This window comes from Pseudonocardia sp. Ae717_Ps2, assembly GCF_001932475.1.
Lineage (GTDB): Bacteria > Actinomycetota > Actinomycetes > Mycobacteriales > Pseudonocardiaceae > Pseudonocardia.
On record NZ_MCIS01000001.1, the window covers coordinates 4013938 to 4039535 of the forward strand.

At 70.3% G+C, this 25598-nt stretch carries 24 protein-coding genes and 1 tRNA gene; 15 read left to right on the top strand and 10 right to left on the bottom strand.

Annotated features, from left to right (window positions below; translation table 11 throughout):
* Positions 1-79 precede the first annotated feature (79 nt).
* The gene (locus Ae717Ps2_RS18365) at positions 80-553 is read left to right on the top strand and encodes a hypothetical protein (protein ID WP_075311179.1); all 474 of its coding nucleotides are present in this window, start codon (positions 80-82) and stop codon (positions 551-553) included.
* Positions 554-911: 358 nt separating this feature from the next.
* On the opposite strand, the gene Ae717Ps2_RS18370 is transcribed toward Ae717Ps2_RS18365, so the two are convergent.
* A complete protein-coding gene (locus tag Ae717Ps2_RS18370) occupies positions 912-1652 on the bottom strand; it encodes an alpha/beta fold hydrolase (protein ID WP_075311177.1) in 741 nt (246 codons plus the stop codon).
* 51 nt (positions 1653-1703) lie between these two features.
* Here Ae717Ps2_RS18370 and Ae717Ps2_RS18375 point away from each other — a divergent pair, with 51 nt between their 5' ends.
* The 6 genes from Ae717Ps2_RS18375 (at position 1704) to Ae717Ps2_RS18400 (ending at position 9750) form a co-directional block, all read left to right on the top strand.
* Positions 1704-2126 carry a MarR family winged helix-turn-helix transcriptional regulator gene (locus Ae717Ps2_RS18375; RefSeq protein WP_075311175.1) on the top strand — a complete coding sequence of 141 codons (423 nt, stop codon included), beginning with the start codon at positions 1704-1706 and terminating at the stop codon, positions 2124-2126.
* A 539-nt stretch (positions 2127-2665) separates the two neighbouring features.
* Entirely contained in the window at positions 2666-5257 is a 2592-nt protein-coding gene (locus Ae717Ps2_RS18380) for a Z1 domain-containing protein (RefSeq protein WP_233147619.1), read from the top strand.
* The gene (locus tag Ae717Ps2_RS18385; protein ID WP_075311169.1) at positions 5254-6243 is read left to right on the top strand and encodes a PD-(D/E)XK motif protein; all 990 of its coding nucleotides are present in this window, start codon (positions 5254-5256) and stop codon (positions 6241-6243) included. The genes Ae717Ps2_RS18380 and Ae717Ps2_RS18385 overlap by 4 nt, the downstream gene beginning before the upstream one ends.
* On the top strand, positions 6240-8093 hold the full coding sequence (locus Ae717Ps2_RS18390; RefSeq protein WP_075311167.1) for a hypothetical protein: 1854 nt from the start codon (positions 6240-6242) through the stop codon (positions 8091-8093). Before Ae717Ps2_RS18385 ends, Ae717Ps2_RS18390 begins: the two co-directional genes overlap by 4 nt.
* Positions 8090-8983 (top strand): hypothetical protein, encoded by an 894-nt coding sequence (locus Ae717Ps2_RS18395; protein WP_083695140.1) that lies wholly within the window; start codon positions 8090-8092, stop codon positions 8981-8983. Before Ae717Ps2_RS18390 ends, Ae717Ps2_RS18395 begins: the two co-directional genes overlap by 4 nt.
* Positions 8980-9750, top strand: a complete 771-nt coding sequence (locus tag Ae717Ps2_RS18400) for a DUF6339 family protein (RefSeq protein WP_075311165.1) — start codon at positions 8980-8982, stop codon at positions 9748-9750. The genes Ae717Ps2_RS18395 and Ae717Ps2_RS18400 overlap by 4 nt, the downstream gene beginning before the upstream one ends.
* On the opposite strand, the gene Ae717Ps2_RS18405 is transcribed toward Ae717Ps2_RS18400, so the two are convergent.
* A complete protein-coding gene (locus tag Ae717Ps2_RS18405; RefSeq protein ID WP_075334317.1) occupies positions 9744-10115 on the bottom strand; it encodes a very short patch repair endonuclease in 372 nt (123 codons plus the stop codon). The two genes, Ae717Ps2_RS18400 and Ae717Ps2_RS18405, sit on opposite strands and share 7 nt — an antisense overlap.
* A 156-nt stretch (positions 10116-10271) precedes the next feature.
* Between Ae717Ps2_RS18405 and Ae717Ps2_RS18410 the strand changes: the two genes are divergently transcribed.
* The gene (locus Ae717Ps2_RS18410) at positions 10272-11366 is read left to right on the top strand and encodes a DNA cytosine methyltransferase (RefSeq protein WP_075311163.1); all 1095 of its coding nucleotides are present in this window, start codon (positions 10272-10274) and stop codon (positions 11364-11366) included.
* 520 nt (positions 11367-11886) lie between these two features.
* Here the strand turns inward: Ae717Ps2_RS18410 and Ae717Ps2_RS18415 are convergent.
* The 5 genes from Ae717Ps2_RS18415 to Ae717Ps2_RS18430 all read right to left on the bottom strand — a co-directional run bounded on the left by Ae717Ps2_RS18415 (position 11887) and on the right by Ae717Ps2_RS18430 (position 14984).
* The gene (locus tag Ae717Ps2_RS18415; RefSeq protein WP_075311161.1) at positions 11887-12672 is read right to left on the bottom strand and encodes a hypothetical protein; all 786 of its coding nucleotides are present in this window, start codon (positions 12670-12672) and stop codon (positions 11887-11889) included.
* 1076 nt (positions 12673-13748) lie between these two features.
* Entirely contained in the window at positions 13749-13916 is a 168-nt protein-coding gene (locus tag Ae717Ps2_RS37380; RefSeq protein ID WP_158071511.1) for a hypothetical protein, read from the bottom strand.
* A 90-nt stretch (positions 13917-14006) separates the two neighbouring features.
* Positions 14007-14078: transfer RNA gene (locus Ae717Ps2_RS18420), tRNA-Val, on the bottom strand.
* A gap of 13 nt (positions 14079-14091) precedes the next feature.
* A complete protein-coding gene (locus Ae717Ps2_RS18425) occupies positions 14092-14556 on the bottom strand; it encodes a peroxiredoxin (protein WP_075311159.1) in 465 nt (154 codons plus the stop codon).
* Positions 14553-14984: a DUF3052 domain-containing protein gene (locus tag Ae717Ps2_RS18430; protein ID WP_020624178.1), complete on the bottom strand. Its 432-nt coding sequence runs from the start codon at positions 14982-14984 to the stop codon at positions 14553-14555. Before Ae717Ps2_RS18430 ends, Ae717Ps2_RS18425 begins: the two co-directional genes overlap by 4 nt.
* Positions 14985-15356: 372 nt before the next feature.
* Between Ae717Ps2_RS18430 and aceE the strand changes: the two genes are divergently transcribed.
* Entirely contained in the window at positions 15357-18149 is a 2793-nt protein-coding gene (aceE, locus tag Ae717Ps2_RS18435) for a pyruvate dehydrogenase (acetyl-transferring), homodimeric type (protein ID WP_075333654.1), read from the top strand.
* A gap of 224 nt (positions 18150-18373) precedes the next feature.
* A complete protein-coding gene (locus Ae717Ps2_RS18440) occupies positions 18374-18577 on the top strand; it encodes a cold-shock protein (RefSeq protein WP_020624180.1) in 204 nt (67 codons plus the stop codon).
* Positions 18578-18666: 89 nt separating this feature from the next.
* Here Ae717Ps2_RS18440 and Ae717Ps2_RS18445 read toward each other — a convergent pair whose 3' ends face one another.
* A complete protein-coding gene (locus Ae717Ps2_RS18445) occupies positions 18667-19413 on the bottom strand; it encodes a pirin family protein (RefSeq protein ID WP_075312988.1) in 747 nt (248 codons plus the stop codon).
* Positions 19414-19422: 9 nt separating this feature from the next.
* Here Ae717Ps2_RS18445 and Ae717Ps2_RS18450 point away from each other — a divergent pair, with 9 nt between their 5' ends.
* From Ae717Ps2_RS18450 to Ae717Ps2_RS18470, 5 genes are all read left to right on the top strand, one after another.
* The gene (locus tag Ae717Ps2_RS18450; protein ID WP_075311155.1) at positions 19423-20802 is read left to right on the top strand and encodes a CdaR family transcriptional regulator; all 1380 of its coding nucleotides are present in this window, start codon (positions 19423-19425) and stop codon (positions 20800-20802) included.
* Between the two features lie 141 nt (positions 20803-20943).
* Entirely contained in the window at positions 20944-21867 is a 924-nt protein-coding gene (locus tag Ae717Ps2_RS18455) for an ACP S-malonyltransferase (protein WP_075311153.1), read from the top strand.
* A gap of 5 nt (positions 21868-21872) precedes the next feature.
* Positions 21873-22853: a beta-ketoacyl-ACP synthase III gene (locus Ae717Ps2_RS18460; protein ID WP_075311151.1), complete on the top strand. Its 981-nt coding sequence runs from the start codon at positions 21873-21875 to the stop codon at positions 22851-22853.
* Positions 22854-22906: 53 nt separating this feature from the next.
* On the top strand, positions 22907-23149 hold the full coding sequence (locus Ae717Ps2_RS18465) for an acyl carrier protein (RefSeq protein WP_020623056.1): 243 nt from the start codon (positions 22907-22909) through the stop codon (positions 23147-23149).
* A 43-nt stretch (positions 23150-23192) separates the two neighbouring features.
* Complete coding sequence (locus Ae717Ps2_RS18470) at positions 23193-24440, top strand: beta-ketoacyl synthase (protein ID WP_020623055.1); 1248 nt, start codon at positions 23193-23195, stop codon at positions 24438-24440.
* A gap of 43 nt (positions 24441-24483) precedes the next feature.
* Here the strand turns inward: Ae717Ps2_RS18470 and Ae717Ps2_RS18475 are convergent, their stop codons facing one another.
* Together Ae717Ps2_RS18475 and Ae717Ps2_RS18480 are read right to left on the bottom strand one after the other, a co-directional pair.
* Positions 24484-25029, bottom strand: coding sequence for a hypothetical protein (locus Ae717Ps2_RS18475; protein ID WP_075333655.1), 546 nt, complete (start codon positions 25027-25029; stop codon positions 24484-24486).
* Between the two features lie 44 nt (positions 25030-25073).
* A complete protein-coding gene (locus Ae717Ps2_RS18480; protein ID WP_075311147.1) occupies positions 25074-25565 on the bottom strand; it encodes a DUF3145 domain-containing protein in 492 nt (163 codons plus the stop codon).
* Positions 25566-25598 lie beyond the last annotated feature (33 nt).

The window sequence follows — 25598 nt, forward strand, 5'->3', positions numbered from 1 at the left end:
GAATCCCCCGCTGACACGGGGTCCGCGCTCGCCGGAAAACCGCTCCCGAGCGGCCGTGGCAGTCCGGTAGTTGTGCGGCATGAGTCTCGACGAACAGTGGCCCACACCGGAGCTGATCCAGGCGGCGGTGGACCGGTTCACCGCCCGGATGCCCGGCTGGACCCCGACGGCCGCCTACGGGGTCGCGTTCGTCCCGACGGACGACGGCACCGGGTGGTCGTTCCCGGTGGTCAACGTCGGCTGGCTGCACCGCCTCCCCGCGCTGGTCCTCGGGATCGTCACCGGCCGACGGACGGGCACGGGAACCTACGACCTGACGCCCGCCGCTCTGCAGAGCGCGGTGGATCTCCTGGCCCCGGCCGAGGCCGCGCTCATGTACCGACACCCGAACCTCGCCGCGTGGCGAGCGATGCTCGGGCGCATCGCGGCAGGTCAGGACGGGCGGATAGTGGCGGTGTTCGTCGATTCGCTCGACGACGAGCCGAGCAGCCCGCTCGACGCCGTGTTCCGCGCGCAGATCGCCCGGGGCGAGTGCTCGGAGCTGCACGTGTGACCGGTCGGCCACTCGCCCCGGGGCTCCCGTAGCGTCGCCGCAGTGCCTCGTTCCGAGCCGTCGGGTCGTCCGCGGGAGGATGGGTCGAGCGACTCGCTGGCCCTGACGTTGACCTCGGTGTTCAACTCCGTCGCCGGTCTGCTGGGGTTCCTGATCCTGGCATGGGTAGAGCCGCAGCGCCTTGCGGGGCAGACCGGTGGCGCGGGCGAACCCGCCGGTCGTGAACTCGTCCACGTCGCCTCCTTCGTCAACCGAGCCACATGCCCGGCAACGACGACGCTCCGGGTGGCCCCGAGGGCCGGGTCAAGCGGCTCGACGCCAGGATCTCGCGACCGGTGAGGTGCCGGTTCGGCCGGTCTCAGAGCCGAGCGAGGAAGGGGTCGATAACGGCCCACGTCGCGGCAGGCGCTTCGAGGTGGGGAAGGTGCCCGGCAGCGGGGACCTCGGCGAAGGACGCGCCCGGGATCGCCGCCGCGACCGCGCGACCGTATGCAGGCGTGACGATCCGGTCGCTGGCGCCGTACACGACCAGCGTCGGTACTGCGATCGCCCCCAGTCGGCCGAGGAGGGTCGCATCGCTCAGTGTCGGTCCGGCCAGGGCGGCCATCGCCCGTCCGTTGGACTGCTGGACGGCGCGCTGCTCGTCCGTCAGTGAAGCCGGGTCCCGGTAGCCACGCTCGGGGTCATGCCAGGCCGCTTCGGCGAGCCCCCGCGCATCGAGGGCGAAGAAGTCGGCACCTGGCTCGCCTTCGACGACCGCACCTGTCCCGTTGATGTCGAGCACTGCGCCCACCGTGCCGGCGAACCGGTCGTCGGCCGCGGCCTGCAGCGCCATCTCGAGTGCCACCCAGCCGCCGATGGACGAGCCGACGACGATGACGCCGCACTCGCCCTGTTCACGAAGTCGTGCGAGGTAGTGCGTCGCGAGATCGGCGATGGAAGCGACGCTGTCCACTCCGGGGGTGCCGTCCCAGCCGGGGTGGGTGGGGGCGATGACGCGCATCGACGCGGAGAGGTGCTCGACGAGCGGCGCGACGGTGCCAGGACCACCCCCTCCATGGAGGACGAGCGCGGTGCGGGTGGTGTCGGGGCGAGCCATGGTCACTCCTGTATCAACATATTGATCTAAGTATGTTGATACAGTAGCACCGTGGCAACGGATCTCGAACTGCTCGGCCAGATGATCAAGCGGGCGCAGTACCGCAACCACCGGGCGTTGGATGCCGCCCTGCAGGAGGCCGGCGTGACACTCGTGCAGTGGGATGCCCTTCGCGCGATCGACCGGATGCCGGGAGCATCCGGGCACACGCTCGCGACGGCGACCTTCCAGAGCGATCAGGCGTTCGGCACGCTCGCGAATCGGATGCTCGGTCGCGGGTTGATCGAGCGCACGGCGGGGCGGGGTCGACGCCTCGAGCACACCCTCACCGAGACCGGGCGGGCCGCCCTGGCCGAGGGGCACCGCATCGCCGCCGGAGTGCTGGACAGCCTGTTCGCGGCGCTCGACGAACCGGCGCGAGCGACGCTGGCCCGGGTCCTGGGCGACTTGGTCGCTCAGGACCCCGGGGCCTGAACCGCCCTGGGTGCCGTAGAGACTCTTTCTCGGAAACGAAGATGAGGTCCTGCCCTCAGATCGATCCCCTGGGAGCCGACCACACGGCCATACGCCGAGGAGGAGACGGCCCGGGGCAGGTACAGATGGTCCGCACCCTGCCTGCTGAACTGGGCCACGCTCACGGCACGGTTCGGCAGGTCACAGTCTGACTCGGCCAGCGGGGCGTTGCCGTGGCCCACCAAGGACCTTCTGTGGTTGTAAGCATGGGCGCCTTTGACAGCTCCACACCCTCCGCAGGAGGTCCTCGCCATTCAAGATCAGTAAGGTCGTGTCGTCACATGACCTCGACCGACGTCTCTGGTCAGTACACCTAGATGCCACTCTCAGCGTGAACGGAACTCGAGGGACCGTGACCCGCAGGATCACCGCCACCAGAGAGCCCACCATCGTAGGCAGGAGCAACAGGTGGTCACCCGCACGAGTGGTCCAGTAACACTCCGCTGCTCTTGGCTGATTACTCTCTCGAACATCCGAAGGGGACACGTGGGGGTAACCGGGTGGCTGACGGACTGTCGGAGAAGCAGATCGAGCGGGCCTACCAGGTCTTCTTGAAGCACTGCGAGACGAGCTCACCGGCGGACGCCGTCAAGGAGCTCGAGACCATGATGGTCCCGGCCCCTCTGATCAAGGCCGTGCGGGAGAAGCACGAAGGCGAGACCGTCAGAATTCGCAATCTCGACCAGCCGCCGTCGGTCTGGCGGGATGGACGAACCACCTGGTACACGGGCCCGAAGGACTCCGACCGCAACTGGCCTGCCGTCGTCAAGTCGCTGCAGGCCAAGAACTTCGGTGCCGACAACATCGCGTCGGTCGACGAAGCGTCGACCAAGATCCTCTCCTTGCTCGACCACCCCAAGCAGGACAAGTTCAGCACCCGTGGCCTCGTCGTGGGGTTCGTGCAGTCCGGCAAGACAACGAACTTCACCGCAGTCATGGCCAAGGCAGCGGATCGCGGCTACCGACTCTTCATCGTGCTGTCCGGCATCCACAACACGCTGCGTCGACAGACCCAGATCCGGCTCGCCGGCGACCTCGTGCACGCCAACCCAGACCTCTGGCACGAGGTCACCACCGAGTTGAAGGACTTCACCCCGCCGGGCGGCAACCCGCAGGTCTTCTTCGCAACCAAGGGCCATCACATGCTGCTGGTGGTCAAGAAGAACGCCGCGGTCCTCCGCAAGCTCCGCGACTGGCTGGACAAGGGCGGCGACTACCTCGCTAGGACCCCGACCCTGATCATCGACGACGAAGCCGACCAGTCCACCGTCGCCACGGCGAAGATCAACCCGCTACTTCACCAGGTCATGAGTAAGTTCCCGAAGGTCGGCTACATCGGTTACACGGCCACCCCGTTCGCAAACCTGCTGATCAACCCGGCGGACACGACCGACTTCTACCCTCGCGACTTCATCGTCAACCTGCCGCAGCCCATCGGCTACCAGGGCACCGAGATCCTCTTCGGGCGTGAGCTACTGCCCGGCGAGGACCCGGCCGACCTACCCGGCGGCTTCGACATGGTCCGGACCGTCCCCGACGACGAGGTCGACGACCTCAAGCCCCGGGCGAAGAAGGACGTCGCGGACTTCTACCCGGGCGTGACTCACTCGCTACGACGCTCCGTGGAGTGGTTCTGGCTGGCCACTGCCGCCCGCAAGTTGCGAGGCGGCGGCAACGAGCACTCGACGATGCTGATCCACACCACTACCGAGACCGCCGTGCACGAGCGGTTCAAGGATCCGCTGCTGGAGCTGAAGAATCGGATGCTCACCGGCCTGACCACAAAGGACCCCGGGCTACTCGACCGGCTGCGGACGACGTGGGCCAAAGAGACGGCGCGGGTGCCCGCAGCCGACTTCGGCGAGACCACCGTCCCGTTCGAGGACCTCCTTGTCGAGCTGCCCGATGTCGTCGAAGCCACGACGGTCGTGATCGACAACTACCGCAGCACCGACCGGCTCGACTACGAGTCGGGCCCCGTCACCGCCATCGCCGTCGGCGGCAACACGCTGAGCCGCGGCCTCACACTCGAAGGCCTCGTCTCCAGCCTGTTCGTCCGCGCCGTGTCCGCCTACGACACCCTGCTGCAGATGGGCCGCTGGTTCGGCTACCGCAATCATTACGCGGATCTGCCCCGCATCTGGATGACGGACGAGCTCATGGACTGGTTCAGCCACCTGGCCACGGTCGAAGCCGAGATGCGGCTGGACATCAACCGGTACATGAACCCGGGCGTGACGCCGCGGAACTTCGCCGTGCGCCTGAGGACGCACCCGAAGATGAGCATCACCGCCAAAGCCAAGATGACCAGCGCCGTCCGCGCCGTCGCGGCCTACGGCGGACAGCTGGTGGAGTCGCGCTTCTTCGACGTCTCCGATAACGGCCTCTCCTGGTTGGAGGCGAACGCCGCCGCGGCCCGGACCCTGGTGTGCCGCGCCGCGCGCGACGGGTCGGCGAGGACTGCCCGGAACGAGACGGCACTGTTCACCGATGTCCCGCACGAGCACGTGCTGGAGTTCCTCGCGTCGTACTCGTTCCACGAGCGCTCGTCGGACGGCGACTCCGGGCGCATCGCCGAGTACATCCGCAAGCGGGTCCGCGCAGGCTCTCTCGGCCGCTGGAGCGTCGGCGTCATCGGCAACTCGCAGCCCAGGGCGGACACGAAGCGGTGCGACCTGGGTTCCGGGGTCGAGGTCCGGATGGTCCGACGGGCACGGCTGTCCTACGACGAGGACAGTGACTTCGACGGCGTCGCGGACATCAAGACCCTGTCCGGTAGCCGCGACGAGGCGATCGACCTCGACATCGCGAGCAGCCAGCCCAAGCGTTCCGAGCTCGATGCGAGGCGACGGGAGCAGCGACCGAACGAGGGTCTCCTGCTGATGTACCCGATCGATCCGTGGTCCGAGCCCACCGCCAAGAAGGGTCGCGTTCCGCTCGCCGCACCGACCGACGACGTCGTGATGGGCGTGGCGCTGGTGTTCCCGCGCCCCGAGGACAAGGACTCCGACGTCGAGTACATGAGCGCGGACCTGTCGAAGGTCCTCGTCGAGGAGGAGGACCTCTCGATCCTCGACCAGGACGACGAGTGACCGTCAACGGCAGCCGGCTCGAGGATCTCTGGTCTGCGGCCGCGGCGAGGCCCGTGGTCAGCCTGTTCCGGACCGCATCCACCGATACCGACACGAAGTTCGGCCCGGTCCTGGTCGGCGTCCGGAACACCGGGGCCCGACACCTGCTCGTCCCCATCGACGGGAAGCACACGCTGCAGGAGGACGTCGACGGGCGCGCGGTCACACTGCGCCGGCAGGTGCTGGAGGATGAGACCAGCTACCGGGTCTATGCCTCGCTGGCGCTGGTCGACGACAGACTTCGTGACCTGTTCACCGCGCTCTGCGCCGAGGTGGTCGAGCGGATCGCCGCTGCCCCGGAGAGGGCCGTCGCCGCACTGCGGCGAACCCTCGCCGACTGGCGGGCGTTGCTCTCCGGCTCCAGACACACGCTCGGCCCCGAGGAGCTGGCCGGCCTGTTCGGCGAGCTCACCGTCGTACGGGCGATGGTCGACCGCGACCCGGGGGCGGTCGCCTTCTGGACCGGCCCGCTGAAGAGCAGGCAGGACTTCCACCGCGGCACGACCGCCCTGGAGGTGAAGAGCACGACCTCACCGGAGTCCCGGACCGCCCGGGTCCACGGCCTCGGCCAGCTCGACGGAGGTGACGGCCGGCTCCTGCTGACCTGGTTCCGGCTGCGTACCGACCGCGGACGGTCCGTGCCCGAACTAGTCGACGAGATCCTCGACATCACCGACGACGAGGCCACCTTCCTCGGCGCCCTGCTGCAGGCCGGCTACACCCGGTCGGAGCGCGAGGTGTACTCGCGTCGGGTGTTCGAGGTCGTCGAGCAGCGGACCTTCGAGGTCGGACCGGGCTTCCCACGCATCGTCGCTGCAGGCCTGACCGGAGACGCGGAGTTGGCGGGCCTCGACCATGTCGACTACGACGTGGACCTCGACAGCGCACCGGCCGTCGCAGCGCGCACCGACACCGATCCCGTCGAGACTCTCCTGGAGCAGACGTGATCACGCCACGCTGGTGGTCCCAGCCGTTTCCACCGACGGGCGCGATCGCATCCGAGGGCATTCGCAACCAGCTCGGTCGCCCGCCCGTCGACCCGCTGACGGTGTTCGTGCGGGAGACGGCGCAGAACTCGTGGGACGCGCGGCTCGGTGACAGACCCACGTCGTTCCGACTGGAGCTCACCACGGTGGCCCCGACGCATCGGCCGAACTGGGAACGGCTGCTCACCCCGCCTGCGAACCGGGAACCCAATCTCGGGATCGGCAGGCTCGTCCGGACTCCGAACGTACGACTGCTGTCCGTCGTGGACCGCGGTACGAAGGGCCTCGGTGGGCCGACCAGGGCCGACGAAGTCGCCGCCGACCGTCGCGACTGGGTCTCGTTCGTGCTCAACGTCGGCGAGAAGCGCGACACCCACCAGGGCGGCGGCACCTACGGCTACGGGAAGGCCGTCCTATACAGGATGTCCAAAGTAGGCACGATCCTCGTCTACACGCGGACCGACGTCCCCGGCGTCGGGTTGGAGTCCCGGTTGATCGGCATCGCAATGCGGGAGTCGTTCGACGGCCGCGAGACCCCCACCGACGACACCCGCCCGTTCACCGGGCGGCACTGGTGGGGAGATGTCCAGGAGGGTCACGTCGAGCCGCTCCGCGGTGCCGAGGCCGACACCGTCGCCCGCAGCCTGGGCCTATTCCACTTCGCCGACAACGAGACCGGCACCACCCTCGTCGTCCTCGATCCGAACCTCGACGACTTCGAGGACGTCGGCGACGGGGCCCGGCACCTCGCGAACACCCTCGCATGGCAGCTGTGGCCGATCATGCTGCCCGAACGCGGGGACAACCGGCTCGTCGCCGAGGTCCGGGCGAGTGGTACGACGTTCCCGGTTCCCGACCCCGCGGAGACCTACCCGTTGGACATGTTCGTCGAGGCCTACCGCGCGCAACGGGACGGAAAGGGCGAGGTGCTGGAGTGCAAGAGCCCGAAGCGGAAACTCGGTACCTTCGCGGTGAAGGAAGATTTCGTCCTGCCCATGGCCGCTGACTCCGCTGGCCTCGCGGCCGCATATGCGGGGGTTCCGGGCGACCCGCACCACATCTGTCTGATGCGCTCCCCTGAGCTCGTCGTCCGGTACCTCGAGCAGACGGAGACGGGTTCGGTGAACCGCGCTTACGCGGGAGTCTTCCGCGCGGCCGACGATCTGGACGATGTGTTCGCCGCCAGCGAGCCCCCGACGCACGACGACTGGGTGAGCCAGCAACTGGCCGGTCAGGACAAGACGTTCGTGAACGTCACGTTCAGGCGGATCAAGGAGCAACTCGCCCGGTTCAAGGGCTCCGCAGCTGCCCCAGTTCGCACCGAGACCGGGGTAGCGCTCGGCGCCGCGAGCAACTTTCTCGGGGGCATCGTCGCCGCGGCCTTCGCCCGCCCCGACGCCCACTCGCCCGGGGGTGGCGACGGACGCGGGGCCGGCAGCGGAGGCGGCGGGCGTCCGTCGCCGACGCCCCGGGACAGGGTACGGGTCACCGAGCTGACCGAACCGGCCGTCGACGAGCGAGAGGGAAAGGTCGTCCTCGCCCAGCGGTTCTCGGTGACCGGGCCAGGCCCGGTCCTCCTCCAGGTCCGACTCTCCGTCGGTCTCGGCGAACGCGGACGCGAGGACGACGCTCCCGTGGGCGCGGCACGTCCCGAGGTTCTGTTCTGGTCGACAGAAGCGGGGCTGCGCAGGACTGAGACCTGTGTTGTCGCGAGCCCGTCGGAGGTCGAGCTCGTCGTGCTGCCGGTGCCGGACACCATCACCGACCTCGTCGTCACCGGCACCCGCGCCGAGGGGGTCGCCTCCTCGTGAGCCGCGCGTACCCCTACCGACGCCCACCCGGCGACGTCGTCACCATCGGCCCGTGGCTGCGTCTCACCGGCGACTCGGTCGACGAGCTACCGCTCGATCTACCCGACTGGGACTACGGGACGGTGCTCCACCTGAAGCGACCCATGCGCGTGGACGGGCTGCGTGCCCGCGAAGCCTGCGGGCTCTCGGCCGGTTCCGCGGTCACCCTCACCGTCGTGTGGGCGGCCGCGAACTCGTCGCTGCGCGGGCAGGCCTGGCAGGGTCCTGTGCCCGCTGTCGACGGGGCAGAGCTGGAGATCGACTTCGAGCTGCCCGGCGACGAGCTCGGTGGGAGGCTCGACCTCGAGACGAGCCTGATCCTGCAAGCCGCCGAGGCGGGATCGTCCGCGACCGCACCGAGCCGTCCCGGCAGTGTCCTCTGGCGGGAGGTGCACTCGGTGATGCTCCAGGGGGACGCGGTCCTGTTCCCATTGGCCGTCGTCGACTTCGAGCAGGTGAGGTACCCGTCCGGTGCAGCGTGGCACCTCGAACTCAGCGAGGATCTCGACTCGCAGGCCCTCGGGTCGATCCTGCTCCTCGCCAACAAGCGACGACCCGTCGTGACCTCCGCGCTGGAGAACGCCGCGGATCCGACGGAAGCGGACCGGCTGGTGCTCTCGACCGTGCAGAGCGAGGTCGTCCGGTCCCTCGTGGAACGCGCCGTCGTCGACGACGAGTTCGACCCCGCGAACGATTACGCCGCCGGCACCGTAGGCGCGCTGCTCACGTCCGTGCTGGTTGCGACCTTTCCCGAGCGGGACCTCGACGCACTGCGCCGCGAACGCAAGCACGAACCCATCCTGTTCACGACCCGGATTCAGAACGCCACGGGTCTGCTGGCGAGCACATGAGCATCCTGTATCCGCGACTGCTCGACTCCACCGCCACCGAACTCTTCGACCGCTACCAGCAGCTCACAGTGGAGGAGCTGACCACCGAGCACACCTTCGCCCACCCGTCGGCCGTGTTCGCCGCGACGGGCGGACACCGCGTCCGCCGCGAGCAGCTCGAGAACCTGCGTGGCCGGGTCCTCGAGGTCGCCGTGGACGCCGGTTTCCCCGGCGGCGGACGTCGCCGCTCCCACAGCAACTTCGACCTCGACATCGCCCGCCTGCTCCACGCGCGGATGGGGCTGGTCGCCGCCGAGGCGTCCGTCCGACCGATCTGGGCATTCCTGGCTCTCGTCGTGCTGCCCGACGTGTCGTTCTGGCGTTACCGCGAGCCCACCGGCGACCGCTTCCTCGCCACAGACATCACCCGACACGTCTGGGGTCGGCTGTGGTGGCGCGCCCACCTCACGGCTGTGCCGAGCGAGACCGACCCCTACCGCCTCATCGGAACATTCGGCGAAGCCGACTTCGACCAGATCTTCGCTCGACGGGCCGGGCTCGGTGGGAGCCGAGCCCTCATCCGTGCTCTCTCGGACGTCTGGCCGAGCGTCGACAAGGGCGGCTTCGCCGACCGGCGAGTGCTGCGCGACGTCCTCAAGCGTCTCCTACGGACGGCTCCGGTCATCGAGTTCGACGCCCTCGGCTACGCCGACCTCTGCGAGCAGATCCGACGTGAGGCGGCCGGCTCCGTCGCCGCGATCCGTGAGGCGGACCTGCACGCTCAGTGACCCCGAACGGCCATCTCGACGACGTCCACCGCTGCCACCGGATCGTCGTGCTCCCAGAACCGCAGGACCGTCCAACCGAGCTCGCGGAGATGTGTGTCGGTCGTCCGGTCGCGCTGCTGGTTCTTCTCCAACTTCGCGATCCACCGTTCCCGGTTCGCGCGCGGGATGCTGGTGTGGTCCGGACAAGAGTGCCAGAAGCAGCCGTCGACGAACACCGCCACCATCGCACCCGCGAAGATCATGTCGGCACGACGACGCGGCATCCCCGGGATCGCCTTGTCGACCCGGTAGCGAAGACCCCGCCGATGTGCCTCCCTACGGACCAACATCTCGGGCGCGGTGTCACGGCGCCGGGCCCTTCTCATGCGCGCGGCGACCGCGGCGCTGGAAGCCACGGGACGATCGTTCGACACCCTGTCCTCCCTGGTTCTGACGATGTCCCGAGTGCTACCACAAGTCCGTTCGAGGACACTCCGACGGGCATGCGGAGGGTTGTCGGTGCGGCCGGCTAGGTTACACTCGTGACAGCCTTGCGTCTCGTCGACCTCTTTGCGGGTTGTGGTGGCCTGACCAGGGGTTTCCTCGATGCGAACCGCGATCTCGACACCACCTTCACCTTTGAGGTCGTGGCGTCGGTCGAGCTAGACCGAGCCGCAGCTGCGACTTACGCCGCGAACTACGGCCGCGAGCACCTTTTCCACGGACGGATCGAGGACTGGCCCACGTCGTCGATCCCAGCGGCAGACATCGTCGTCGGCGGGCCTCCATGCCAGGGCTTCTCGAACCTCGGTCGGCGGGACCCACTGGACTACCGGAACCGCCTGTGGCGCGAGTATGTCCGGGTCGTCGAGACCGTGCAGCCCTCCTACTTCGTCATCGAGAACGTCGCAGCCTTCTTCAAGTCCCCGCAGTGGGCCCTCCTGCAGCTCGCAACCGGCCCCGACGGTCCGCTCCGGAACTACGAGTTGCAGCCCTACATCCTCAACGCAGCCGAGTTCGGCGTTCCTCAGCTGCGTAAGCGAGCCGTCGTACTGGGCAGACACACGAGCCGTGACCCCCTGCCCGAGCCCAGGGGCAGGTTCGCGGCGCAACCCGAGAGCTTCGCCACCGTCAGGCAGGCATTGGCCGGCCTCCCGGCTTCGGTCGATCCGGGCCACATCGACCTGCCCGACGAGATCTTCGACTTCGACGGCCGCTCCGTCCCCGGAGCATTCAAGACGGCTCAGCTCCATGTAACCCGCCACTTCCAACCGCTGTCCCTTGAACGGTTCGCCGCCATCCCCGAGGGGGGAAACCGCACGGACCTGCCTTGGGAACTGCAAACCTCGGGCTGGCGCAAGCACAAGACCGGCTCGTTGGATGTCATGGGCCGCCTGCACTGGGGTAAGCCCTCCGTCACGATCCGAACCGAGTTCGTGAAGCCCGAGAAAGGACGCTATCTCCACCCGAGCGAAAACCGCCCGCTCACCCTCGCCGAAGGTGCAATCCTACAGACCTTCCCACTTGACTATCAATGGTGTGGAGCCAAGGTATCCATCGCCCGCCAAATCGGGAACGCCGTTCCGGTCGAGCTCGGAACAGCGTTGGCCAGGCTAGTTCGAGGAGGAATGACCTAGCTGACCGGGCATCGCTGTCGCTCGAAGGTCGAGCTGCCGGGACACAACACCCTTGCACGCCCGCCGCGCCGTGTTGCGAGAGACGCAGCACTGCCGCATCTCCGCGGCCTCGCTCGCCAGCGGCGCATCCGGGGCCAAAGATCCGGTGCTGATGTGCTCGGCGAGGTCCCTGGCCATGCGGCCGTGCGCCGTCGTCCGGCCCGGTCTGGTCCCTCCAGCAACCCGGCGGCCGATTCGCCCGGATGGCTTCCACGATTCCTTAGTCCACGAGAACCGCGAGGGTGGCACTAGGCACCCCTCGGGCTACATCGCATTGATCACAGAGCCTCCGGAGGCAGGATTGAGCCAGGCATCAGGACGCCGTCACCGATGCGATGACGGGAGATCCCCCGCGATGCGTTGGGAGTCCCACAAGGGGCCACGGCGATGACGATCCGCTGATCGACAAAAGGTTCCACCGAGGGTATCGACCCGCCAGACGCGGAGCCGCGGAAGACGCCAGTAACGGCCGGGCACATCCTCAGCGTCTCGCGAACTCATCGACAGACGCGGCGCCGGTCAGTACAGCTTCGAGGTCCGCCGAGAGCTGATCCCACTGCAATTCCCAGCAGAGGACGAACCTCTCGTCGTCTGCACGTACAGCCGCCCTTCCGAGTCGTCGAAACCCGACGTCGCACCAGTCCAGGTCACGCTTCCGATACTTGACGACTGAGGTTGCCGCGTACCGATAGCGGGACTGTGCGGAGTGCGACCGGTTCGGGAGCGCCTCGATCTCCGACAGACTTGGATTCATATCGCCGGCGAAGTCGAGGCGCTGCAGGAGCGGAGATCTACCGTACTCCGCACGAACTGCGACGACACGAAAGAGTGCCACCCTGCCGCTTTCTGACATATACTCCAGAACGTCGCCCGCTTCGAGATCGGTTTCGTATCGCCATTCGCGGCGGATCGTTCTCCGTGCTGACTGCTCGCCTGCAATCTGCTCGGCCACTCTCTCCAGAACTGCCCGGCGTCGATCGACCGTCCTGGGTCCGAAGTCTTCCCAGCGCACCAGGTCCGATCCGTTCGCCATGAAACGCGCCGCTCGCTCGCGGACTTCGCTGCTGAGTCGCCCGACCTTGAATTGAGTCATCGCGAACGCGATCCAGAACTCGGGGACGTCGTCCTCCTCGATCTCTGCATACTCCGCGATGATGCGGGTTTCCACTTCCTCATCCGACACCTTGCCGGAGAGCAGTTCCCGGTACTCATCACGTACATCGCACGCCAGATCACTGGAGAACAAGCCGGTACCCCACGCGCCCATAGGTACGACGATAGGCCGCGCGGCGCCAGGAGCACCGACCCGATCAGAGGAAACCAGAACGGGAAGGGCCACCGCAATCACAACTAGGGCGCGGCCGAAACGATGGGAATGGGCAGACACACCGTGGTCATGCTTCGCTCTCCAGTTCCCGGACACGGGCGCGCATCCGACGGACGACCACACCATGTAGCCCAACAGAACGAGCCAACCGGCGACGAGCCCGAGGTGCAAGTACCGATCCCAGCCATCCCGGCTGACGGCGTTGAGCGCCCAGACAATGACGAGTATCGGGTAGTGCCAGCTCAGCCGGGTCTGCTCGCGACCAACCCGCAGGGCCAGGCCGCGTTGTGCGACCGGGATCGGATCGCCGCGTCTCAACGCCCTCGACAGAGCAGAACGCTCACGGCGGGACGGAAGCTCATTCAAGGCCAAGGTGGGCCAGGGCTCCCCCGGCAGCCACATTCTCTTCCCCAGTCGACGGCGCGACAACGATCGGCCGCTCGCCCCGGCTCCCCGACGAGAACGCCCCCGCAGCAGTTCGGACGCCTGGTGCACCGTGCTCGGCGCGAGCCCCTGCTCCGCGGCCAACACCTTGCCCCTAGGAAGGTGCCCACCCCACCGTCATTGCCCCGGACTCGATCTGCTTCGGCATCTGCGCCCCCGAGTACAGCTACGCTGACACCGCGCCCACGCCAGTACGCACCGTTCAGCACGAAGTGGAGGTGCCGGATCGTCGCCGGCGCGAGCGGCCGACAGCAGCGCGGACGGCACCGGCCGTCGCACTCGTGCTCCCGCGGCGTCCGGTGATCGACGCGCTACGCCGACCCCGAGCAGTGGTCGCGACAGCGACGCAGCTCGGCGTAGAGCGAGTCCAGCGCCTCCGCCCCGACGGCGCCGGCCTTCGTCCTCCCCAGGAACGGACGGACATGCAGCTCCAGGTACCGGGTGTAGGCCCGGTGCGTGGTCGCGCCAACGTCGAGGGTCTCCAGGTACCGGTCGAGCAGCTGGTCCAGCGTCGCGCTCGTGCGGGGGCTGCGCTGCTCGTCGACGGCGTTGAGGAGCCGGGTGCGCGCGGCCTAGGCACGGGCCTCCTGGCGCGGGCTGGGCTCGATCACCCCGACGAGGGTGTTCCGCTTCCCCGATACCGGCTCCTGCCCGCCGTAGACGCGGACGCGCAGCGGGCCGCTCGGCAGCCTGTCGATCGTCCCGCGCTGCCTCCGGCGACCGGCCCTCGCCCATGTCATCGACCGAGGACACGAGCCCTTCGTGTCACGAAACGTGTCACGAAGACCGAGCGGTGATCTTGATTGCAGTAAACCTGCTGGTCAGATGCGTGGGCGCGGCAGGGTTCGAACCTGCGACCGCTCGGGTGTAAACCGAGTGCTCTCCCGCTGAGCTACGCGCCCGGGACGGACATCTTCACACGGCCGACAGCGCCCGCCGCCACCCGTCCTGGTCCCGCGGCTCCCCCGGCCGGTTCACCTCGGTGAACGAGACGGTGCCGTCCGGTCTGACCAGGAACGTCCCCCGCAACGCCATCCCCTTCGCGGTGTCGAACACCCCGTAGGAGGACGCGACGGCCCCGTGCGGCCAGAAGTCCGACAGCAGCGGGAACCCGAATCCCGCGGACGTGGCCCAGGCCGCCAGCGAGAACGTCGGGTCGCAGGAGATCGCCAGCACCTGGACCGAGGAGTTCTGGAAGTCCCCGAGCGTCGACTGCACGGCCTCGAGCTCCCCGCCACAGATCCCGGAGAACGCGAACGGGTAGAAGACGAGCAGGGCCGAGCGCCCCGACCCGAGCACCGACGCCAGCGAGACCGGCTGCCGGTTCTGGTCGGGGAGCTCGAAGTCCGGGGCGACCGCGCCCTCGACGACTGGGCTCAGCGCTTGCCCTTCCCCTGCTTCGGCGGCACGAGCTTCGACCCCACCCAGTCGTCCCCGAGCGTCGCGTTGGACGTCTGCGACAGCCCGGCGGTCGGAGCCGCCTCGGCGATCTCGGAGGGCTGGATGTGGCCGTCACGGCCGGTCTTGGGTGTCAGGACCCACACGAATCCCTCGTCCGAGAGGGGTGTTCGGGCGTCGACCAGGGTGTCGATCAGGTCGCCGTCCCCGTCGCGGAACCACAGGAGCACGACGTCGATGACCTCCTGGGCGTCCTCGTCGAGGAGCTCCTCACCGGTCGTGTCCTCGACGGCCTCTCTGACCTGGTCGTCGATGTCGGTGTCGTACCCGAGTTCCTGGACGATCATGCCCGGCTCGATGCCGAGCTTTGCCGCGATGTCGGACGCACCGGCATCTGCCGCGGTCACCACTCGTTCCCCTTTCACGCTGCTCACGCAGTCCATCGTCTTCGGTTCCGCGTGCGGGCGCCACCCTTCGCGCGAAATCGGATGGGGCATCCGATCACGGGGGCCCGACCCGATGCAACCGGCCCGGGGTTCGCGTCCCGGTGACGCGCAGGTCACCCCGCCCTCCGTTCAGTTACGTACGAGTAGTACCTATCCTCGCGGCAAGAGCCCGACTTCGTGAACGACGAGTTTCGGGACCGCGCCGGAACAGGCACGATGGACCGAGCCACGGCCACGACTGCCGAGTCCGGCCGGCGACGTCGCCCCACATGCCGGCGGCGGGTACGACAGGGCCGGGCGATCCCGGCCACCGACGGAATCAGGCAGGGAGAACCCTTGACCGCGCAGAGCAGCAGGGCCGGCAACACCGACAACGGGGAGCCGCGCCGCGTCAACGTCATCCGGGACGGGTTGGCAGCCCACCTCCCGGACATCGACCCGGAGGAGACGGCCGAGTGGCTGGAGTCCTTCGACGCGGTCCTCGACAACGCCGGCCGCCAGCGCGCCCGCTACCTCATGCTGACGATGCTGCAGCGCGCCCGCGAGAAGCACGTGGGCGTCCCGTCGCTGACCGCGACGGACTACGTCAACACCATCCCGACCGACCGTGAGCCGTGGTTCCCCGGCGACGAGGACGTCGAGCGCACCTACCGGCGCTGGGCGCGCTGGAACGCTGCGATGACCGTGCACCGCGCGCAGCGGCCGGGCATCGGCGTCGGTGGGCACATCTCGTCCTACGCCTCGTCGGCGACCCTGTACGAGGTCGGCTTCAACCACTTCTTCCGCGGCAAGGAGCACCCGGGCGGCGGCGACCAGATCTACATCCAGGGGCACGCCTCCCCCGGCATCTACGCCCGCGCCTTCCTCGAGGGGCGCCTGTCCGAGGACCGCCTCGACGGCTTCCGCCAGGAGCTCAGCCACGCCGGCCCGGGCGGCGGCCTGCCGTCGTACCCGCACCCGCGCCTGATGCCGGACTTCTGGGAGTTCCCGACGGTCTCGATGGGCATCGGCCCGATGAACGCGATCATGCAGGCGCGGTTCAACCGCTACCTGAGCGGCCGCGGCATCAAGGACACCTCGCAGCAGCAGGTGTGGGCCTTCCTCGGCGACGGCGAGATGGACGAGCCCGAGTCGCGCGGTCTGATCCACGTCGCGGCCAACGAGGGTCTGGACAACCTGAACTTCGTCGTCAACTGCAACCTGCAGCGCCTCGACGGCCCGGTCCGGGGCAACGGCAAGATCATCCAGGAGCTGGAGGCGTTCTTCCGGGGCGCCGGCTGGAACGTCATCAAGGTCATCTGGGGCCGCGAGTGGGACGCCCTGCTGCACGGCGACCGCGACGGCGCCCTGATCAACCTGATGAACACCACGCCGGACGGCGACTTCCAGACCTACAAGGCCAACGACGGGGCCTACGTCCGCGACCACTTCTTCGGCCGCGACCCGCGCACCAAGTCCCTCGTCGAGCCGATGAGCGACGCCGAGATCTGGAAGCTCAAGCGCGGCGGCCACGACTACCGCAAGGTGCACGCGGCCTACGCCGCGGCGACCGCGCACCACGGCCAGCCGACCGTCATCCTGGCCAAGACCATCAAGGGCTACGGCCTGGGCACGCACTTCGCGGGCCGCAACGCCACCCACCAGATGAAGAAGCTCACGCTCGACGACCTCAAGCAGTTCCGCGACGAGCAGCGCATCCCGATCTCGGACTCCCAGCTCGAGGCCGACCCGTACCTGCCGCCGTACTACCACCCGGGCGAGAAGGACGAGGCGATCCAGTACCTGCGGGAGCGCCGTCGCCAGCTGGGCGGGCCGCTGCCGTCGCGCCGGACCGCCAGCAAGCCGCTGGTGCTCCCTGGCGACAAGGTCTACGACTTCGTCAAGAAGGGGTCCGGCAAGCAGGAGGTCGCCACGACGATGGCGTTCGTCCGGCTGCTGCGCGAGCTCATCAAGGACAAGGAGATCGGCGCGCGCTTCGTGCCGATCATCCCGGACGAGGCCCGTACCTTCGGTATGGACTCGATGTTCCCGAGCCAGAAGATCTACAACCCGAACGGCCAGAACTACACCTCGGTCGACGCCGACCTGATGCTCGCCTACAAGGAGTCCGAGCAGGGCCAGATCCTGCACGAGGGCATCAACGAGGCCGGGTCGGTCGGGTCGTTCACCGCGGCGGGCACGTCCTACGCCACGCACGACGAGCCGATGATCCCGGTCTACGTCTTCTACTCGATGTTCGGGTTCCAGCGGACCGGCGACTCGATCTGGGCCGCCTCGGACCAGATGGCCCGCGGCTTCCTCGTCGGCGCCACGGCCGGTCGCACCACGCTGACCGGTGAGGGCCTGCAGCACAACGACGGCCACTCGCTGCTGCTCGCGGCGACCAACCCGGCCGTCGTCGCCTACGACCCGGCGTTCTCCTTCGAGGTCGCGCACATCGTCCAGGACGGGCTGCGCCGGATGGTCGGCGAGAAGCCCGAGAACGTCATCTACTACCTGACGGTCTACAACGAGCCCTACCGCCAGCCGGCCGAGCCGGAGAACGTGGACCGCGAGGGCATCCTGCGCGGCATGTACCGCTTCGCCCCGGCTCCCGAGGGCACCGGCCCGGTGGTGCGGCTGCTCGCCTCCGGCGTCTCGCTGCCGTGGGCGCTGACCGCACAGAAGATGCTCTCCGACGAGTGGGACGTCCGTGCCGAGGTCTGGTCGGTGACGTCGTGGGGCGAGCTGCGCCGCGACGGCGTGGACGCCGAGCACGCCAACCTGCTCAAGCCCGGCGACGAGCCGGTCGTGCCCTACGTGACCCAGAAGCTGGCCGAGGGCGACAACGGCGAGGCCCCGGTCGTGGCGGTCTCGGACTGGATGCGCGCGGTCCCCGACCAGATCCGCCAGTGGTCCCCGGCGCCGTTCCTGTCGCTGGGCACCGACGGGTTCGGGCTGTCCGACACCCGTCCGGCCGTGCGCCGGCACTTCGCGGTCGACGCCGAGTCCATCGTCGTCGGCGCGCTGTCGCTGCTGGCGAAGCAGGGCCTGGTGAAGACCGAGACCGCTGCCGAGGCCGCGGCCGGCTACAAGATCGACGACCCGCAGGCCGCCGGCCCGCAGATCGGCGACGGCGGGGCCGCCTGACCCCACCCGGCCCGCGACGGCCCGCCTCCCCCACCGGAGGCGGGCCGTCGTCCGTTTTCGCCCCTCCCAGGGCGGCGCAGATCACGATAGGCTCCGCGCGACGGCGGTGGCGGTGATCACTCGTCCTCGCGACTCGCCGTCCTGACCAGGGCGTCGACCGTGTGCGCCGCTGGCCCGCGGTCCGGGGCGGAGTGTTCCGGGCCGATGATCTCCAGGGAGCGGTAATGGCAGAAGGCACCGTCAAGTGGTTCAACAGCGAGAAGGGCTACGGCTTCCTCGCCCCCGACGGTGGTGGTGCGGACGTGTTCGTGCACTACTCGGCAATCCAGACGAACGGCTACAAGAGCCTCGACGAGGGCCAGCGCGTCTCGTTCGACATCGAGCAGGGGCAGAAGGGGCCGCAGGCCAGCGCGGTCACGCCGCTCTGAGCCGCCCGGTCACCCGCCCGGCGCGGTGACCGCAGCAGGCCGCACCGGCCGAGGCCCGCGCCCCGGCCGCGTTCCGCGGTGCCCGGGTGTCACCACCCCAGCGCCGCGTGCATCTCCCACACCAGGAGCTCGGCCCCGGCCGGCCCGGCGGTGACCCGCCGGCCGCCGTCGTCGACGACCCTGGCCGCGTCGCCCGTGGCGAGCGCGTCTCCGGGCACATCCTCCAGCGTCGCGTCCCCGCGTGCCATGAACGCGTGCACGAACGGGGCGGTCGGCAGCACCGTGGCCGATCCCGGCGCGAGCCGTGCCACCGACAGCGCCGCCGCGCGCTGACGCAGCGGCAGCAGGGTCGCGTCGCGGTGCCGTTCCAGCCCCGAGGCCAGGACGACCGTGTCGCCGTGCGCCCACTCGTCCGCCTCCCGCACGAGGTGGCGCGGGTCGCCGCCGGGCTCCTCGGGCACCACCCACATCTGCACGAACCGCACGCCCCCGTCCGGCGTCGCGTGCTCGGAGTGGCGCACACCCGACCCGGCACCCAGGTACTGCACCCCGCCGGGCCCGACCCGTGCGGTCCGTCCGGTGGCGCTGTCGCGGTGCTCCAGCTCGCCGTCGAGGACCCAGGTGAGGATCTCGGTGTCGCGGTGCGGGTGCTCGTCGTAGCCGCGCCCCGGGACGAGCCGGTCCTCGTTGTGCAGCAGGAGCAGCCCGAAGTGGGTGTTGGCCGGGTCGTAGTGCGCGCCGGCGGAGAAGCTGTGCCACGAGTCGAGCCAGCCGGTCCGCGTGCGCGCCCGCGAATCCGCGCGCCGGAGCGTGACGTGTCCTGTGGGTGCGTCCATCGTCGTGTCATGCTGCCCGACGTGCACCGCCACCCGGTCGCGGACGCGACGTTGCGCCGCCTCGAGCTCGCCTCCTCCAGGCTGGCCGCGGCCTGTCTGGCGGAGATGGAGCGGCGCTGCTCGTGGTTCGCCGGGCTGCCCGCCGACCAGCGCGCCGGCGTGGCCCTGGTGACCCAGACCGGCGTCGCGAACTTCGTGTCCTGGCTGCGCGAGCCGGACCGCACCACCCCGCTGACCGCCGAGGCGTTCCGGATCGCGCCGCGCGACCTGGCCCGGCGGATCAGCCTGCGCCAGACCGTCGAGCTCGTGCGCATCGCCGCGGACGTGTTCGAGGAGCACCTGCCCCCGCTCGCCGACGACGCCGAGCGCCACGAGCTGACCGAGGCCGTGCTGCGCTTCGGCCGGGAGATCGCCTTCGCCGCCGCCACCGTGTACGCCGGCGCCGCGGAGTCCCGCGGCGCCTGGGACGCCCGGCTGGAGGCACTCGTCGTCGACGCCGTGCTGCGCGGCGACACCGACGGCGCGCTCGTCTCCCGGGCCGCCGCGCTCGGCTGGGACCCGGCCGCCCCCGTGCACTGCCTGGTCGGCTCCGCACCCGGGTCCGGCCCGGAGTCCCCGCAGCTGATCGTGGAGCTGCGCCGGGTCGCCGCGCGGCTCGGTCACGACGTGCTCGTCGGCGTCCAGGGACGCCGGCTGGTGGTCCTGCTGCACCTGACCGGGCGGCCCGCGCGCCGGGTCGCCGACCGGCTCGCCGAGACCACCTCTGCGCGCCGGGCACCGGCCGGACGCGGACCGGCACCGGGGACGAGCGCGGTCACCGCGCGGGTGCTCGCCGAGGTCGCCGGGCACTTCGGGCCCGGACCGGTCGTCTCCGGCCCGCCCAGCACCGACCTGGCCACCGCGGGCGGCGCCGTCGCCGAGGCGCTGGCCGGACTGGCCGCGGCCCCGGGGCACCCCGACGCGCCCCGCCCGGTCGACGCCGCCGACCTCCTGCCGGAGCGGGCCCTGCACGGCGATCCGGCGGCGCGGCGCCGGCTCGCCGAGGACGTCCTGGCCCCGCTGTACGACACCGGCGGCGAGCTGCTGCGCACCCTGGCCGCCTACCTGGAGGGCGGGGCGAACCTGGAGGGCTGCGCCCGCGCGCTGTACGTGCACCCCAACACGGTGCGCTACCGGCTGCGGCGCATCGGCGAGCTCGTCGGACGCTCCCCCACCGACCCGCGGGAGGCGTTCGTGCTGCGTGCCGCGCTCGTCGCGGACCGCACCGCCCGCGCGTCCGACGGGCCGGCCGTCGCCGCGCACACTCCGCTGACTCCCCTGGACCCGACCGGGGAGCATGATCCCGACGTCGACGGCGTCCGTGTCCCGGCGGGCGGGGCGTTGTCGTGAACCCTACAAACACCGGCCCCTACGGATCGGTAACGAGGCCCCGGTCACACCTGCGTGTCGTAGGTTTCCTACAACTTCGGTGGTCCGACTTCGTCGTAACCGGTATCCCGGCCCCGACCCCGAGAGGTGTGTGATGTCCTCGTGATCGCCCTGCTCGCACCCGGCCAGGGGGCCCAGACCCCCGGCATGCTCGCTCCGTGGCTGGAGGACCCGGCCTCGGCGGAGGCCGTCGCCGGCTGGTCCGACGCCGTGGGGCTGGACCTGACGCGCCTCGGCACCACCGCCGACGCGGAGGAGATCACCGACACCGCGGTCACCCAGCCGTTGATCGTCACGCTGGGTCTGCTGGCCGCGCGCCGCCTGCGCGAGCGGGTCGAGCTGCCGTCCGGGACCCTCGTCGCCGGGCACTCGATCGGCGAGATCACCGCCTGCGCGATCGCCGGTGTGCTGACCGAGGACGCCGCCGTCGCCCTCGCCGGGGTCCGCGGCCGCGAGATGGCCGCCGCCTGCGCCGTCGCGCCGACCTCGATGGCCGCCGTGCTCGGCGGCGAGGAGGAGATCGTGCTGGCCCGCCTCGCCGAGCTGGGTCTCGACCCGGCCAACCGCAACGGGGCGGGCCAGATCGTCGCCGCCGGGACGAAGGAGGCGATCACCGAGCTCGTCGCGTCGCCGCCGGAGAAGGCACGGGTGAAGGCGCTCCCGGTCGCCGGGGCGTTCCACACCGCGCACATGGAGCCCGCGCGCGCCGCGCTGGAGAGCCACGCGTCGTCGGTGCCGGTGTCGGATCCGACGCTCACCCTGCTCTCCAACGCCGACGGCGGGACCGTCGACACCGGCGCCGAGGCGCTGCGCCGGCTCGTCGCACAGGTCACCCGGCCGGTGCGCTGGGACGCCTGCATGCAGACCCTCGCCGACCACGGGACCGGTGCGACCCTCGAGCTGCCCCCGGGCGCGACGCTGACCGGGCTCGTCAAGCGCGCGGTCAAGGGGACCCCGACGCTGGCCCTCAAGACCCCCGAGCAGCTCGACGCCGCCGTCGACCTGATCGCCGAGCACGGGAAGTGAGCCGCATGCGACTGGCCGACACCGTCGCCGGAGCCCGCATCCTGGGCGTCGGCAGCTTCCAGCCGGAGCACGTCGTCACCAACGCCGACCTGGCGAAGCGGGTGGAGACCGACGACGCGTGGATCCGCAGCCGCGTCGGCATCGCCGAGCGGCGCATCGCCGACGCCGAGACCCTACTGCCGGACATGGCGGTCGAGGCAGGAACGGCGGCGCTGAAGGACGCGGGGTTCGACCCGGCCGGGCTCGACGCCGTCGTCGTCGCGACCTGCACCATGCCGAACCCGATCCCGAACGCCGCGGCGCAGGTCGCCACCGGGGTCGGCGCGAACGGCGTCGCCGCGTTCGACCTCAACGCCGCGTGCGCGGGCTTCAGCTACGGCGTCGGTGTCGCCTCGGACATGATCCGCGCCGGCTCCGCCCGGCACGTGCTGGTCATCGGCGCGGAGAAGCTGTCGGACTGGGTCGACTGGGACGACCGGTCGACCTGCATCATCTTCGCCGACGGCGCGGGCGCCGCCCTGTTGGGCCCGGCGGAGAGCCCCGACGAGGTGGGTGTCGGTCCGGTCGTCTGGGGCAGCGCGGGTGACATCGCCTCCACGATCCGGATCCTCGGCGAGAGCACGAACAAGCTGCACCAGGAGGGCCAGGCGGTCTTCCGCTGGGCGACGACGGCGATCGCGCCGGTCGCGCTGGGCGCGATCGAGCGCGCCGGGCTCACCCCCGCCGACATCGACGTGCTGATCCCGCACCAGGCGAACCTCCGCATCGTCGAGGCCGTCGCCAAGAAGCTGCGCCAGAAGGGCGCCCGGGAGGACATGGTCGTCGCCGACGACATCGTGCACTCCGGCAACACCTCGTCCGCGTCCATCCCGATGGCGCTGGACCACATGCGCACGGCCGGCCGGGTACGGTCCGGCGACGTGCTGCTCCTCGTAGGCTTCGGCGCAGGACTGTCCTACGCCGGACAGGTCGTCGTCTGCCCCTGACCGGGCACCCCGACCTGGCACCCGCACCCAACCATCGCGCAAGGAGAACCATCGTGGCTGACAACGCCGAGATCCTCACCGGGCTGGCCGAGATCGTCGAGGAGGTCGCCGGCATCGACACCGCCGAGGTGACCCCCGAGAAGTCCTTCGTGGACGACCTGGACATCGACTCGCTGTCGATGGTGGAGATCGCCGTGCAGGCCGAGGACAAGTTCGGCGCCAAGATCCCGGACGACCAGCTCGCCGAGCTGAAGACCGTCGGCGACGCCGTCGACTTCATCGCCAAGCACCAGTGATCGGTACCGGCGTGCAGCTGTCCGCCGGGGAGAAGGAGACGTCATGACCGACGGAGTGGTCGTCACCGGTTTCGGGGCCACCACCCCGCTCGGCGGGGACGCCGCCTCCACCTGGGAGGCGCTGCTCGCCGGGAAGTCCGGGGTCGGGGCCACCCGGGCCGACTGGGTCGAGCGGTTCGACCTCCCGGTGTCCATCTCGGCCCAGCTCGCCGTGGAGCCCACCGAGATCCTGCCCCGTGTGCAGGCCCGCCGGATGGACCGGTGCGAGCAGGTCGCGGTGGTCGCGGCCAAGGAGGCCTGGGCGCACGCCGGACTCGGCCCGGTCCCCGGCGAGGACGGGGCCGCGGTCGAGGCCGAGCGGCTCGCCGTCGTCATCGGCGCGGGCATCGGCGGCGCACCGACGCTGCTCGCGCAGGACGACCTGCTCGAGGAGCACGGGCTGCGCAAGGTCTCGCCGCTGACCGTGCCGATGCTCATGCCCAACGGGCCGGCCGCGCTCGTGAGCCTGGAGTACAAGGCCAAGGGCGGGGTGCACTCCCCCGCCTCGGCGTGCGCCACCGGCGCCGAGGCCCTGGCCTGGGCCTACAAGCTGCTGCGCGACGGGGAGGTCGACGTCGTCCTCGCGGGCGGCGCCGAGTCCTGCATCGTCCCGATCACCGTGGCCGGGTTCGTGCAGTCACGGACCCTGTCCACCCGCAACGACGACCCGGAGGGCGCCTCCCGGCCGTTCGACACCGGGCGGGACGGCTTCGTCCTCGGTGAGGGCTCGGGCGTGCTCGTGCTCGAACGCGAGGAGTTCGCGAAGGCCCGCGGTGCCACCGTGCACGGCCGCCTCGCCGGTGTCGGCATGACGTCCGACGCCTACCACATCACCGGGCCCGACCCCGAGGGCGAGGGCCAGATCCGGGCGATGCAGAAGGCGGTGGCCGGGGCCGGTCTGACCGCCTCGGACATCGTCCACGTCAACTGCCACGCCACCTCCACGGTGGTCGGCGACGTGGGCGAGGCGACGGCCGTGCGGCGGGCGTTCGGCGACCACCCGGTGCTGACCGCGCCGAAGTCGGCGCTCGGGCACCTCGTGGGCGGGGCCGGGGCCGTCGAGGGGATCATCGCGCTGCTCAGCGTGCGCGACGACATCATCCCCGCGACGCTCAACCTCACCGACAAGGACCCGAAGGTCGAGCTGGACGTCGTCGCCGGCGAGCCGCGGAAGATGACCGTGGACGCCGCGGTCAACAACTCGTTCGGCTTCGGCGGGCACAACGCCTCGCTGGTGTTCACCAAGGCCTGACGCCTGGCGTGCGGGTCCCCGGCCGGGGACCCGCACGGCCCTCTCAGCAGGGGGCGCGCAGGATCCCGTCGGGGTCGCCGACGTCCATCCGCGGCGGCGAGCCCGCCATCGGGAACGCGACCTGCCAGCAGATCCGGCCGACGTGCAGGCCGGGCGGTCCGTCGTTCGGGTCCTGGACGCTGATGAAGCGGACCAGGGCGAGCACACCGCCGCCGCTCGTGGAGTCGATCCGGTCGATGCGGATGGTGCCGTCGACGGTGGACCCGATCCCCTCCAGCCACGCCTCGCGGGGCTGCCGGTCGGCGGTATCGGGGTTCACCACGCGGGTCCAGGTCGCGTGGTCGCGGCCGTTGACCGCGTTGAAGTAGAGCTGCACCTGCTGCATCACCAGCTGGGCGGCCGGGTGCTCGGCGGCGCCCGCGCTGATGGTCACCTCGCTGCTGCCCGCGCCGTCGTCGGGCACCGTCTGCGGCGCGGACGCGGGGGCGACGCCGGAGCGGGTCGTCCCGGACACCGTCCACGCGACACCGCCGACGGCCACCAGTGCCACCAGCAGGACGCCGACCGTGATCGCGGCCCGGCCGTTCACTCCTCGCCCCCCATGGGACGACAGTCTGCCCGGCCCGGGCCGGCTCAGCCGACCCGGTGGGTCAGCAGCGTCACCGCCGCGCCGTCACCGGCGAAGCGGAAGGACTCCAGCTCGTCGTCCCAGGCGGTGCCCAGCAGCTGGTCCAGACGCCGGGACAGCCCGGCGCCGCTGTGCTCGGCCATGACCGTGCGCAGCTGGTCCTCGGGCAGCACGACGTCGCCGTTGGCGCTGGTGCGACCGTGCCACATGCCGAGGCCGGGGACGTGCATGAACCGCTCCCCGTCCACGCCGGGGCTCGGCTCCTCGGTCACCTCGAACCGCAGCATCGACCAGGCCCTCAGCGCCCCCGCGAGCGCCCCGCCGCTACCGGCGGGACCGCTCCAGGTGCACTCGGCCCGCATCTGACCGGACGCCACCGGCTGCGCGGACCACTCGAGGGAGACCCGCGTTCCGAGAACGCCCGAGAGCGCCCACTCGACGTGCGGACAGACCGCAGTCGGCGACGAGTGGACGAACACCACTCCGCGTGTGCTCACTGCCAACCTCCGCTGTCGTCGACGAGGATCGTC

Coding starts and splice junctions, on each gene's coding strand:
- Ae717Ps2_RS18365 (WP_075311179.1), top strand. CDS start 80: ATGAGTCTCGACGAACAGTGGCCCACACCGGAGCTGATCCAGGCGGCG.
- Ae717Ps2_RS18370 (WP_075311177.1), bottom strand. CDS start 1,652: ATGGCTCGCCCCGACACCACCCGCACCGCGCTCGTCCTCCATGGAGGG.
- Ae717Ps2_RS18400 (WP_075311165.1), top strand. CDS start 8,980: ATGAGCATCCTGTATCCGCGACTGCTCGACTCCACCGCCACCGAACTC.
- Ae717Ps2_RS18405 (WP_075334317.1), bottom strand. CDS start 10,115: ATGAGAAGGGCCCGGCGCCGTGACACCGCGCCCGAGATGTTGGTCCGT.
- Ae717Ps2_RS18415 (WP_075311161.1), bottom strand. CDS start 12,672: ATGGGCGCGTGGGGTACCGGCTTGTTCTCCAGTGATCTGGCGTGCGAT.
- Ae717Ps2_RS37380 (WP_158071511.1), bottom strand. CDS start 13,916: ATGACATGGGCGAGGGCCGGTCGCCGGAGGCAGCGCGGGACGATCGAC.
- Ae717Ps2_RS18440 (WP_020624180.1), top strand. CDS start 18,374: ATGGCAGAAGGCACCGTCAAGTGGTTCAACAGCGAGAAGGGCTACGGC.
- Ae717Ps2_RS18445 (WP_075312988.1), bottom strand. CDS start 19,413: ATGGACGCACCCACAGGACACGTCACGCTCCGGCGCGCGGATTCGCGG.
- Ae717Ps2_RS18450 (WP_075311155.1), top strand. CDS start 19,423: ATGCTGCCCGACGTGCACCGCCACCCGGTCGCGGACGCGACGTTGCGC.
- Ae717Ps2_RS18460 (WP_075311151.1), top strand. CDS start 21,873: ATGCGACTGGCCGACACCGTCGCCGGAGCCCGCATCCTGGGCGTCGGC.
- Ae717Ps2_RS18470 (WP_020623055.1), top strand. CDS start 23,193: ATGACCGACGGAGTGGTCGTCACCGGTTTCGGGGCCACCACCCCGCTC.